The organism is Bacillus sp. REN10, from assembly GCF_016820555.1.
In the GTDB taxonomy this organism is placed as follows: Bacteria; Bacillota; Bacilli; order Bacillales; family Domibacillaceae; genus Bacillus_CE.
In genome coordinates this window covers 205257-217450 of the sequence record NZ_JADHDW010000004.1, presented here as the reverse complement: position 1 = coordinate 217450, position 12194 = coordinate 205257, and the positions used below count along the sequence as shown (strand labels likewise).

At 42.7% G+C, this 12194-nt stretch carries 15 protein-coding genes and 1 riboswitch; of the genes, 2 read left to right on the top strand and 13 right to left on the bottom strand.

What is annotated here, in order from left to right; translation table 11 throughout:
• The first annotated feature begins 3 nt into the window (after positions 1-3).
• Positions 4-1338: an ISL3 family transposase gene (locus tag IRB43_RS08530; protein WP_203363037.1), complete on the top strand. Its 1335-nt coding sequence runs from the start codon at positions 4-6 to the stop codon at positions 1336-1338.
• A gap of 57 nt (positions 1339-1395) precedes the next feature.
• Complete coding sequence (locus IRB43_RS08525; RefSeq protein ID WP_203363036.1) at positions 1396-1758, top strand: tyrosine-type recombinase/integrase; 363 nt, start codon at positions 1396-1398, stop codon at positions 1756-1758.
• Positions 1759-1803: 45 nt separating this feature from the next.
• Here IRB43_RS08525 and sufB read toward each other — a convergent pair whose 3' ends face one another.
• From sufB to IRB43_RS08460, 13 genes are all read right to left on the bottom strand, one after another.
• On the bottom strand, positions 1804-3201 hold the full coding sequence (sufB, locus tag IRB43_RS08520) for a Fe-S cluster assembly protein SufB (protein ID WP_203363035.1): 1398 nt from the start codon (positions 3199-3201) through the stop codon (positions 1804-1806).
• Between the two features lie 27 nt (positions 3202-3228).
• A complete protein-coding gene (gene sufU / locus IRB43_RS08515; protein ID WP_203363034.1) occupies positions 3229-3663 on the bottom strand; it encodes a Fe-S cluster assembly sulfur transfer protein SufU in 435 nt (144 codons plus the stop codon).
• The gene (locus IRB43_RS08510; protein WP_203363033.1) at positions 3653-4882 is read right to left on the bottom strand and encodes a cysteine desulfurase; all 1230 of its coding nucleotides are present in this window, start codon (positions 4880-4882) and stop codon (positions 3653-3655) included. Before IRB43_RS08510 ends, sufU begins: the two co-directional genes overlap by 11 nt.
• Positions 4882-6192 (bottom strand): Fe-S cluster assembly protein SufD, encoded by a 1311-nt coding sequence (sufD, locus tag IRB43_RS08505; RefSeq protein ID WP_203363032.1) that lies wholly within the window; start codon positions 6190-6192, stop codon positions 4882-4884. Before sufD ends, IRB43_RS08510 begins: the two co-directional genes overlap by 1 nt.
• A gap of 38 nt (positions 6193-6230) precedes the next feature.
• Positions 6231-7010 (bottom strand): Fe-S cluster assembly ATPase SufC, encoded by a 780-nt coding sequence (sufC, locus tag IRB43_RS08500; RefSeq protein WP_203363031.1) that lies wholly within the window; start codon positions 7008-7010, stop codon positions 6231-6233.
• 239 nt (positions 7011-7249) lie between these two features.
• Positions 7250-7447 carry a YuzK family famiily protein gene (locus tag IRB43_RS08495; protein WP_203363199.1) on the bottom strand — a complete coding sequence of 66 codons (198 nt, stop codon included), beginning with the start codon at positions 7445-7447 and terminating at the stop codon, positions 7250-7252.
• 195 nt (positions 7448-7642) lie between these two features.
• On the bottom strand, positions 7643-8005 hold the full coding sequence (locus tag IRB43_RS08490) for a carboxymuconolactone decarboxylase family protein (protein WP_203363030.1): 363 nt from the start codon (positions 8003-8005) through the stop codon (positions 7643-7645).
• A 133-nt stretch (positions 8006-8138) separates the two neighbouring features.
• A complete protein-coding gene (locus tag IRB43_RS08485) occupies positions 8139-8975 on the bottom strand; it encodes a MetQ/NlpA family ABC transporter substrate-binding protein (RefSeq protein ID WP_203363029.1) in 837 nt (278 codons plus the stop codon).
• A 15-nt stretch (positions 8976-8990) separates the two neighbouring features.
• Positions 8991-9659: a methionine ABC transporter permease gene (locus IRB43_RS08480; protein ID WP_203363028.1), complete on the bottom strand. Its 669-nt coding sequence runs from the start codon at positions 9657-9659 to the stop codon at positions 8991-8993.
• Positions 9652-10671 (bottom strand): methionine ABC transporter ATP-binding protein, encoded by a 1020-nt coding sequence (locus tag IRB43_RS08475; RefSeq protein ID WP_203363027.1) that lies wholly within the window; start codon positions 10669-10671, stop codon positions 9652-9654. The genes IRB43_RS08480 and IRB43_RS08475 overlap by 8 nt, the downstream gene beginning before the upstream one ends.
• A gap of 75 nt (positions 10672-10746) precedes the next feature.
• Positions 10747-10857: riboswitch (SAM riboswitch) on the bottom strand.
• A 227-nt stretch (positions 10858-11084) separates the two neighbouring features.
• Positions 11085-11417: a hypothetical protein gene (locus tag IRB43_RS08470; RefSeq protein WP_203363026.1), complete on the bottom strand. Its 333-nt coding sequence runs from the start codon at positions 11415-11417 to the stop codon at positions 11085-11087.
• A 117-nt stretch (positions 11418-11534) separates the two neighbouring features.
• Complete coding sequence (locus IRB43_RS08465; protein WP_203363025.1) at positions 11535-11831, bottom strand: thioredoxin family protein; 297 nt, start codon at positions 11829-11831, stop codon at positions 11535-11537.
• A 2-nt stretch (positions 11832-11833) separates the two neighbouring features.
• Positions 11834-12184: a toprim domain-containing protein gene (locus IRB43_RS08460; protein WP_238941901.1), complete on the bottom strand. Its 351-nt coding sequence runs from the start codon at positions 12182-12184 to the stop codon at positions 11834-11836.
• Positions 12185-12194 lie beyond the last annotated feature (10 nt).

The window sequence follows — 12194 nt, the reverse complement described above, 5'->3', positions numbered from 1 at the left end:
GTCATGCACAATGAGCTTAATTTAGATTTGTATAACATTAAGGACTGGAAAGAAGATGATTACAATTACAACTTCTTGGTGGAGACGACCCTGTCTCCACCTGCTTGTCCTATGGGTTGTCCGCCCGACTTTCAAAGATTCGGGCGTAAGAAACAGCTTTATATGGACACCACCATGCACAGTAAGCGTGTTGGCATTACAGTTGACCGTAAAAGGTTTAGATGCAAACAATGCAGTCATACCTTTTGGGAAACACTGCCCGATATGGATGATGTCCGTTTTATGACCAATAGACTTGTTAAATACATTCGTGACGCTTCTCTCAAACGCACTTTTACAAGTATTGCAGAAGAGATTGGCGTTGATGAAAAAACAGTCCGTAATATCTTCCGAGACTATGTGGCTGAACTGGAACAAGAGATTTCATTTGAAACTCCTGCTTGGTTGGGTATGGATGAAATCCATATCTTAAAGAAACCAAGATTCGTTGTGACAAACATACAGCATAGAACAGTCATTGATATTCTGAAAAATCGTGAACTTGGTACAGTTATCCCTTATCTGCGTTCTTTGCCCGATAAGGAACGAATCAAATACGTCACTATTGATATGTGGAACCCTTACCGAACAGCAGTGAATCAAGAGCTTCCGTGGGCCACAATAGTCATAGATAAGTTCCACGTTGTCAAAAAGGCTAATGAAGCTCTGGAAAAGTTCAGAAGGAGTTACAAGAAAGACCTTCCTACAAAGCAACGTAGGCAGTTAATGCGTGATAGATGGGTTCTTTTATCTCGTAAACGTGACCTTAAACCTGAAGACCTTTTCCTACTGGAAACATGGACTGGATACTTCCCTCTATTAGCCGAAGCCTATGAACTAAAAGAGGAACTCTTTGACATATGGGACTTAGAGAAAAAAGTCGAAGCCTATCACAAGTTTCAATCATGGAAACAAAAGATACCAAAGGAACTTAAACCCCACTTCCAAGAACTCATTACTGCTTCTGAGAATTGGGAAGAAGAGTTCTTTGCGTACTTTGATAGTCCTAAGAAACTTACCAACGCATACACAGAAGGCTTAAATAGCCTCATACGCCATTGTAATCGAATGGGTAGGGGTTACTCCTTTGAAGCCCTTAGAGCCAAAATACTGTTTACTGAGGGCTTTAGGAAACAACGTAAGACACGTCATTCTAAACGCTCGGATATGACAGGTGCATTTGGCAACGTAATGTCCAACTACGGAAACTTTTGGGATGACATTGCACAGTGGCCACCAGTTACACTTGGAGCAGACATTTCAACTTTAGTGAGAGCGATGGAAGAGGGAGAGTTTTAACCCTCTTTCAACTCACTAATCCGATTACCCAAGAAATTTAAGATCCGCCAAAAAGAAATGGAGTGGCAAGATCCTCGATTCAAAAAGAATGAAGACAATATTATTTTTCAAAATGGATTAGGTGAGTACCTTACACCATCTGTCATTAGAGAAATGCTCCAAAAATATTGTAAAGCTGCCGGAGTAGACTATAAAGGTTTACATGTCTTCAGACATACTCATGCGGTCATCCTTTTAGAAAGTGGAGCCAGTTTGAAATATGTATCTCAGCGGCTTGGACACCAAACCATAAAAACAACAGCCGATACGTATCTCGATATCACCGATAAAATAGAAGAAGACGAACTCAATAAGTTCGCCTCTTACACCCAAAAGAAATCTGAATCGGCACAAAATCGGCACGACTCCAATTCTATATAATAAAAACCGTGGTATAAACCCTATTATACCACGGTTTTTTCAACATTATCCGATTGATCCTTCCATTTCGAACTTAATCAAACGGTTCATTTCAACTGCATATTCCATTGGAAGTTCTTTTGTGAATGGCTCGATGAAGCCCATGACGATCATTTCTGTTGCTTCTGCTTCAGAAACACCGCGGCTCATCAAGTAGAATAGTTGCTCTTCAGATACTTTTGAAACTTTTGCTTCGTGCTCTAAAGAGATGTTGTCGTTTAAGATTTCGTTGTATGGAATTGTATCCGATGTGGATTGATTATCCATAATTAACGTATCGCATTCGATGTTTGAGCGAGCACCTTCCGCTTTGCGTCCGAAGTGAACGATTCCGCGGTACGTTACTTTTCCGCCATGTTTGGCAATCGATTTTGATACGATCGTTGACGATGTGTTCGGTGCAAGGTGAATCATTTTCGCTCCAGCATCTTGGTGTTGGCCTTTACCAGCGATCGCGATGGAAAGGGTTAACCCGCGAGCACCTTCGCCTTTTAGAATAACGGCTGGATACTTCATCGTTAATTTCGATCCGATGTTTCCGTCGATCCATTCCATCGTTGCGTTCGCTTCACAAACGGCACGCTTCGTTACTAGGTTGTAAACGTTGTTCGCCCAGTTTTGGATCGTTGTGTAACGGCAGTATGCATCTTTATTAATGTAGATTTCTACAACCGCACTGTGAAGAGAGTTCGTTGTGTACACAGGAGCTGTACATCCTTCTACGTAGTGAACGCTTGCGCCTTCGTCAACGATGATAAGCGTACGCTCGAACTGACCCATGTTTTCAGAGTTGATACGGAAGTATGCTTGTAATGGCGTATCTACTTTCACACCTGGTGGTACATAAATGAATGATCCACCTGACCATACCGCTGAGTTTAATGCCGCAAATTTATTGTCTGTTGGCGGGATCACTTTTGCCCAGTATTTGCGGAAGATGTCTTCATTTTCTTTTAACGCTGAATCCGTGTCTTTGAAGACGATGCCTAGATCTTCTAGGTCTTCCTTCATGTTGTGATAAACAACCTCTGATTCATACTGAGCGGATACACCTGCCAAGTATTTTTGTTCTGCTTCTGGGATCCCAAGCTTATCAAATGTTTGTTTGATTTCTTCTGGTACTTCATCCCAAGAACGTTCTGATTTCTCTGATGGCTTCACGTAGTAAGTGATTTCATCGAAGCTTAATGCCGAAAGATCGCCGCCCCATTGTGGCATCGACATTTCATAAAAAAGTTCGAGTGATTTTAAACGGAAGTCTAACATCCATTGGGGCTCATCTTTCAACTTAGAGATTTCTTCTACGATTTCACGTGTTAATCCACGCTCTGAACGGTAAACAGATACGTCTTTATCTTTAAAACCGTATTTGTAATCCCCGATTTCTGGCATTTTCTTTGCCATGTTATATTCCTCCTGTCGTCATTATAATTATTCGTTCTCTTTCAACCCTTTTTCCATTGCTTTCCACGCTAAAGTGGCACATTTGATGCGGGCAGGAAACTTCGATACACCTTGCAATGCTTCGATATCGCCAAGGTCGATGTCGTCCGGATAGTCATTGCCTTGCATCATATCGGAAAAAATTTGTGAAAGCTTTAAAGCTGTTTCAATATCTTTGCCTTTAATGGCTTGCGTCATCATGGAAGCGGAAGCCATAGAGATAGAGCAACCTTCTCCATCAAACTTCGCCGCTGTCACTTTGCCGTCTTCTACATTCAATGTTAAATGAATGCGATCGCCACAAGTCGGATTATTCATATCTATCGTTAAGCTGCCGTCCTCAAGCTGGCCTTTGTTGCGCGGATTTTTATAATGGTCCATAATCACTTGACGGTACAGCTGATCTAAATTATTAAAAGACATCGCTGAAATACTCCTTTGTTTTGAGAAGCCCTGTGACAAGCTTATCAATATCTTCCTCTGTGTTATAAAGGTAGAAGCTCGCTCTCGCCGTAGCGGATACGTCTAACCATTTCATCAGTGGCTGTGCGCAGTGATGTCCCGCACGAACCGCAATTCCTTCCGCGTCTAATACAGTTGCCACATCGTGAGGATGGACATCATCTAAATTAAAAGTAACAAGTCCCGCACGTTGTTCACCAGATAGCGGTCCATAAATTTGCATGCCTGGAATCGTGCTCATTTTCTCCAGTGCATACGCGGCTAACCGATGCTCATAGCGCTCGATTTCATCCAATCCAATTTCTTGGAGAAAATCAATCGCCGCGCCAAGGCCGATTGCCCCAGCGATGATCGGAGTTCCGCCTTCAAATTTCCACGGAAGCTCTTTCCACGTTGATTCTTGTAAACCAACGAAGTCGATCATTTCACCGCCGAATTCGACCGGCTCCATGTTATTAAGCAATTGCTTTTTGCCATATAACACACCAATGCCCGTTGGCGCGCACATTTTATGACCGGAAAAAGCTAAGAAATCGCAATCGAGATCTTGCACATCGATTTTCATATGCGGAGCCGATTGGGCACCGTCTACGACCATCACAGCGCCGTGCTGATGGGCGATTTCGGCAATTTCTTTCACTGGATTGATCGTGCCAAGCACGTTCGACACCATCATCACAGAGACAATTTTCGTCTTATCCGTGATCGTTGCCTTCGCATCTTCAAGCAAAATCGTTCCGTCGGCTTGAAGTGGAATATATTTCAACGTTGCACCTTTTTCTTTCGCTAGCTGTTGCCATGGAATGATGTTGCTGTGGTGCTCCATGTATGTGATGACGATTTCGTCGCCTTCTTTTACATTGGCGCGTCCGTAGCTCGCCGCAATCGTGTTAATGGATGTCGTTGTTCCGCGGGTAAAAATAATCTCCTCACGCGCCGCGGCATTGATGAATTTACGCACTTTGTCGCGCGCGCCTTCATAAGAATCCGTTGCACGTGTGCCGAGTGTATGCACACCGCGGTGAACGTTCGAGTTATCCTCGCGATAATATTTATTCAGTGCCTCAATCACTTGCACCGGCTTTTGGGAAGTCGCGGCACTGTCTAAATAAACGAGCGGATGTCCATTGACTTCTTGGTCAAGAATCGGAAAGTATTGTTTAATTTCCTTCGCGTTCATTAGCGAACTTTCCTTTCAATCACTTCAGTCAATTGCTGTTTAACCCCTTCGATTGGAAGTTTATCAACAACTGGCGCTAAAAATCCGTGAATGATGAGGCGCTCTGCTTCTTGACGAGAAATTCCGCGGCTCATTAAGTAATAAAGCTGCATAGGATCCACACGTCCAACTGATGCGGCGTGACCTGCTGTTACATCATCTTCATCGATCAGAAGAATTGGGTTCGCATCTCCACGCGCTTTTTCGCTCAGCATTAACACGCGTGATTCTTGCTCTGCGTTTGATTTAGAAGCGCCATGCTCGATTTTTCCGATACCGTTAAAGATCGATTTCGCTTCGTCTTTCATCACGCCGTGTTTTAAAATGTAGCCTTCTGTGTTTTTGCCGAAGTGAACGACTTTTGTTGTGAAGTTTTGTGATTGCTTGCCGCGACCAACAACGACCGTTTTCGTATCAGCAAATGAACCCGCACCGATTAAGTTCGTTACGTTTTCTGATACGGTATCGCCATCGTTCATTAAGCCAAGTGCCCACTCAATGCGAGCGTCGCGTCCCGTCACACCACGACGGTTCACATACGTTGTTACACCGCTATTTAAGTGATCCACTGCTCCGTAAACCACTTTCGCGTTCGTTCCAGCGATTACTTCTGTCACGATATTCGCAACAGCATTTTCTGTTTCCACTGTGGAAATGTAGTTTTCCACGTAAGTTACCACGCTGTTATCTTCCGCTACCACTAATACATGGTTAAACAGTGCGGCATCGGCATGATCATGTACATAGACCGCTTGAATTGGCTCTTTCACTTCGACGTTTTTCGGAACGTATAGGAAAGCTCCACCGTTCATTAATGCCGCATGTAAAGCTGTTAATTTATGTTCATCGACTTTGACTGCTTCCGTCATGAAGTACTTCTCAACAAGATCGCTATGCTCTTTCACCGCTGTATGAATATCGGTAAAAATCACACCTTGTTCTTTTAGTTCTTCTGATAAAGATAAGAAAGCAGGCGTTTGATTACGTTGAATGTAAAGGTTTTTGTCCGCTTGTTCGATATCGATTAATGATTTCACTTCTTCAGGAAGCTCTTCTAAAGAAGCAAACACTTCACTTGTCACTTCATGTGATACAAATTGCGTGAAGTTCCATTTATCGATTTTTGTTTTTTCCGCTACTGGTAACGGTAATACATCTACTTTATCAAGAGCTGCTACACGCAAATCAGTCAGCCATTTCGCTTCGCCTTTTTGCGCTGAAAATGAGCGAACGTACTCTTGATCTACTGGTAAATTTGTTTCTACAGTCATGTTCATCCTCCTAGTGATCAGCTTTCGTAAAATGGCTCTTATTGACTCACTGTTTCGTCTTCAATTCCAAGCTCTTGCTTGATCCAGTCATAGCCTTCTGCTTCTAAACGCTGTGCAAGCTCAGGTCCGCCTGATTTCACGATGCGGCCTTGCATCATTACGTGTACTTTATCAGGAGTGATGTAGTTTAGAAGACGTTGATAGTGAGTGATCATTAGGCATCCGAACTCACTGCCACGCATTTCATTGATTCCTTTAGACACTACTTTTAAAGCATCGATATCTAGACCAGAATCGATTTCATCAAGAATCGCAATTTTCGGCTCAATCATCATTAATTGAAGGATTTCGTTGCGCTTTTTCTCCCCGCCTGAGAAGCCTTCATTTAAGTAACGCTGTGCCATATCTTGATCCATTTCAAGGAAGTCCATTTTTTCGTCCATTTTACGGATGAATTTCATTAAAGAAATTTCATCGCCTTCTTCACGGCGGCTATTGATCGCTGAACGCAAGAAATCCGCATTTGTGACACCTGTAATTTCACTTGGATATTGCATTGCAAGGAACAGACCTGCACGAGCGCGCTCATCTACTTCCATTTCTAATACGTTTTCTCCATCAAGCTCAATGCTGCCTTGTGTCACTTCATATTTTGGATGACCCATGATCGCGGAAGATAATGTGGATTTACCTGTTCCGTTTGGTCCCATAATCGCGTGGAATTCTCCACCTTTTATCTCAAGATTTACACCCTTTAAAATCTCTTTCCCCTCAATTGCTACATGTAAATCTTTAATTACTAATGTAGAAGCTGTCATATCTATACCTCCGTCGTTATCGAAAATGTTATTGAATTATTGTCATTCTCAATTTATTCTCATTACAATCTTATAACAAATTAAAAGTATATTCAACCAATCTAAACGAATTGGTGAGATATTTGATTATACCAAAAATTCCACTTCATTATATAGTATTCTTGCCTTAAATAGCGGAAAAATTTCTACCCATTTATGAATGAAAAAAACCAGCGCCTACGCACTGGCTTTTCTCAATATTATGATAATTGATTGATAAATCTACCGTTAAAATCTGCCACGATCCGGCGGCTTTTCAAGTAATTTTTTTCGCGCTGCCGTTCTACACTCATTCTCACTTGATGATTTCGACTGTACACCTCGTATCCGACTCCATGGGCTCCATGCATCGCCTTCTCCATGCCTTCTGTGTACGTTAAATTCAGTGAGTTAAACAAATTGATAGGGAATCAATCCTTTCCGCTTTTTTAACCTTGCACTATTGATGGTATCAACAATTGGCTATTTTTACAAAAAGCGTATAGCCTGCTCTCGTCGGTTCACATCGCGTCTTGAGCAATGACACCCCGATCCATTCCCTCATTCTTAAAATTCTTGCTATATCCTTTCGTATCCTTCCATTTTGAGCACCACTAATGCGTCATACCTAGATCACGAATTGCTTCCTGCACGAGCGTTACTGCTTGGCTCATCGCCGCTCCTCCGCCAAACGCCGCCGCTACCCCGAGCGCTTCTAGCATTTCTATTTCACTGCAGCCTTGGTCCAAACAGCCTTTCACATGATAAATGATGCAATACTCATCTTGTGCAAACACGCTGATCGAAAGCGCCATCAAATGCTTTTCTTTCAGCCCAATTTCTCCTTCTTTGAAGCAAGCCGCTGTGAATTCCTGATAATGCTTCGCCAATTCGGGCATCTTTTCTTGGAAGATACCTACCCCTTCCTTATATTCTCTTAACGCTTCCTGTGAAAAATTATTCATTTCCTTCTCCATCGTTCGTCCCTCCTGTGTACGTTTCGCTTTTAATATGTACAAGAAAAAACGGTTTATGCGGATTTTTTTGGAGACCTCCGCGCGCGCTTGCTCAAAAAAGCTTGCCGCAATCAAGCGACAAGCTCCCATTTCTTTATTTATTTACTGGCACAATGGCGCCCTTCCACTCGTTCATGATAAAGTCTTGAATCTCTTTTGAGTGAAGCACGTCCACTAAAGCTTTAATTTTCTCTTTGTCTTCATCTCCGCTGCGCACAGCCACGATATTCACATATGGAGAATCCTTTGATTCAACAGCAATCGGATCTTTTAGCGGATCTAAGCCAGCGTCGATCGCAAAGTTGGAGTTGATGAGCACCGCGTCGCCTTCTCCGTTATTAAAGGCTTGCGGAAGAAAAGCCGGTTCAAAATTGTATTCGAATTGTAAGTTCTTTTTATTTTCGCTAATGTCTTTAATTTGCGCGTCATTTTTATTAATGCCGTCTTTTAATTTAATTAGGCCTTCTTTTTCAAGCATACTTAGCACGCGACCATGGTCAGATACAGAGTTGCTCATTAAAACCTTTGCCCCTTTTGGCAGATCATCTAAGCTTTTATATTTTTTAGAATACACGCCGATGGGCTCAATATGAATGCCACCTGCATTTTCAAACTTGTAACCATGTTCTTTCTTTTGTAGCTCTAAAAATGGAATGTGTTGATAATAGTTGGCATCTAATTCGCCTTCATCTAAGGCTTTATTCGGCAAGATATAATCATTGAAGGTTTCAATCTCTAAATCATAGCCTTTTTCTTTTAATAACGGCTTCGCTTCTTCTAAAATCACCGCATGCGGAATGTTAGATGCTCCAACCACTAGTTTATTATCTTCTTCTGATTTACCTTCTTCTTTTTTCTCCTCTGAGCCGCCGCATGCAGCGAGGGCTAGTACAATAATCGATGCAAGTAAAGCGAATAACCACTTCTTCATAATATTTCCTCCTTGTTATCTTTTATCTAATTTCTTAGTGAACCAGTCACCAGTGAATTGAATCGCAAATACGATGAGTAAAATAATGAGCGTTGCGACAAAGGTTACGTCGTTTTGGCTGCGTTGGAAGCCGTCTAAAAAGGCTAAGTTTCCAAGGCCTCCTGCGCCAATTGCTCCAGCCATGGCCGTGTATCCGACTAAAACGATCGCTGTGACGGTAATACCGGAGATTAAAGCTGGCATAGACTCTGGAAGCAACACTTTCAAAACAATCGTGCTTGTTTTCGCTCCCATTGATCTGGCCGCTTCAATCACTCCTTTATCAATTTCCCGCAGCCCAATTTCAACAATCCGAGCATAGAATGGAGACGCTCCGATGATTAAAGCAGGCAAGGCTGCATTTTCTCCAATCATTGACCCCACAATCGCTTTCGTGAACGGAATTAATAAAATGATTAGAATAATGAAGGGAATGGAACGAAACACATTCACATACGCAGCGACGATCACATTCACCGCTTTATTTTCTAATATTTGATCTTTTGATGTTAAAAACAGGAGTAATCCCAGCGAAATACCTAGAATAAAGGTAGCAACAACAGAAATCCCTGTCATATAAAGGGTTTCACCTGTTGCTTCCCACATTTTCTCCCATTCCACATTGGGAAGCCATTGCTCAAGCATGCGTGATCACCTCCGAACTCACTTGATGTTGATCTAAGTAGGCAACCGCTCGATTCACTTCTTCCTCAGAGCCCGTTAGATGGACAAAGAGCGAGCCATACGCTCCATCTTGCGTTTGCGACACTTTCCCTTGAACGATATTGACCGATATTTGAAAATTGCGAATCAAGTCGGTGATAACCGGCTGTTCCGCTGCTTCCCCAATAAAGGTCAGCTTCACGACTTTTCCTCCGCGCTCAAGTAAATGCTCAATCGTTTCTTTCGATTCTTCTTGCTCCGTCACTTGTTGCACAAATCGTTTCGTAATCGGCTGCTTCGGATGTTTAAAGACATCTAGCACAGGACCAAGCTCCACGATATTTCCCGCTTCCATCACAGCTACGCGGTGACAAATTTTGCGAATGACGTGCATTTCATGAGTGATTAACACAATCGTTAACCCAAGTCGTTCATTAATATCTACTAACAACTCCAAAATCGAATCTGTCGTTTGTGGATCGAGTGCGGAAGTGGCTTCATCACATAAGAGCACTTTCGGGTTGTTCGCGAGCGCTCTGGCAATGCCCACTCGCTGCTTTTGACCGCCGCTTAGCTGTGACGGATAAGCATCTCCTCGTCCCTCTAGCCCCACTAGCTGAATCAATTCATCCACGCGCTCTTTTCTTTTCTCTTTCGGAACGCCGGCAATTTCAAGCGGAAACGCGATATTTTCCCGAACCGTTCTCGACCACAGCAAGTTAAAATGCTGAAAAATCATGCTAATTTCTTGGCGCGCTTGTCTTAATTCCGCTCCTCGAATGTTTGACACTTCGCGGCCAGCGACAACAACAGAGCCTTCAGAAGGAGATTCAAGGCCATTTAACATGCGGATTAACGTACTTTTTCCCGCGCCGCTATAACCAATGATGCCAAAGATTTCTCCTTGATTTATGTTTAAGTTGATGTCATCTACTGCTGTTACTGTGCCACTCTTCGTTGCAAAAATCTTTTTCACATTTGCAATTGAAATCATCTGGCTTCACTCCCCTCTAAATAAAAAACCTTTCTGCCGCAATGAGCAGAAAGGTTTGATTCGTCAAAGTCCTTTCTCTCATCTGTCAAAGCAATCGCTTTGTGTGAATTGGCACCTTTTCAACAAATCATTGTTGAAGGTTGCCGGGCTTCGCAGGGCACATCCCTCCACCTCTCTTGATAAGAGTTTCGCTATTCAGTTGATTGTGAGACTGATTGTATCACCTTTATTCGAAAATTGTCAATAAGAAAAATATTCTTTTTGCTTGTCGTGTCTCAGCAGTCGGCTCCGCTTTTATTTTATCCAGCTCCGCCTCCTAGACACTCGAGTCAAATAACCTGTCGCTTCCAAGGCTCATCGCCTTTCCAGCGCCAGAACATTTGCTTGTCGTGTCTCAGCAGTCGGCTCCGCTTTTATTTGTACGCTCGACATAGCCAGAGGAGGGATTCAAACCAGAGTTGCAATCGATACAGGCCAAGCATATCAATTTTGCCCATGCGGTGGTACAAAAATAGCCGTTGTTCTCCTGCTAGGCAATGAGCGATTTGTCCTTCTTTTGCGCTGATTTTTAATTGCCATGGCTGAACTTTTTTATCGGAAAAATCAATGCCTTTTTTGCTAATGGTTAATAGCCAATGTTCATTTTGATCTTCTAACAGCACATGAACAGGTTCCGCTGGCAAAATGGAATGGATATGGCCTCTTTCTTGGCACGCCACTTGAATCATCGAAAGTTGCTTACGCATTTGCTCGCCCCCTCTTCTTTCTTTATTAACTATTTCAGAAAAAAGAGAGAAATTCCTTTGAAAATCGCTCGACAATATCTTTGGAAAAAACACCTTGCCAGCGTTGGCAAGGTGTTTTCAATACTGATTCAATGTTTCATAAATATGTGGAACCGACTGAAAGGCATATATCTTGTCCATTAGCTGTCCGTCTTTAAAAATCAGCAAGCATGGCACACTTTCAATGCTATACGTCTCAGCAATGTCCTCGTAGTAATTTAAATTGATCCGAACCCATTGATACGGTGTGCCGACCTTTTCTACGACATCGAGCATTTTGGAAGCCAACTGGCATGTCCCACACATCGGCGCATAGGCATACACCGCCACTTTTTCCTGCTGCTCGATGATCGCTCGTACTTCTTCTGATTGCATCTCTATCCATCCTTTTGCAAAAACTCACTATGCACATCGATATTGGCGCTTAATAAGATCGTCGCTAAATGTCGATAAGGAGCGGTTGCGACTTCTTTATACACTCGATCAATATATAAATGATGCGCTTCTGGCAGCTCGCGAATAAAGAGCTTTCGCAACTTCTCTCCCGCTTGATCTGCATCTACTAAAATATACACATCGCGTCCATCTAGCTCATCGATCATTTCATCTAGCTTGCTCACGCCAATTGTCCCATTCGTGCAAATAATGTCAACGGGCTCTTTAATAATTTCTTTGACTCTTCTTTTATCAGAAGTGCCTTCAACAACAATAGTTTTTCCGGAAAACATGATCATCACC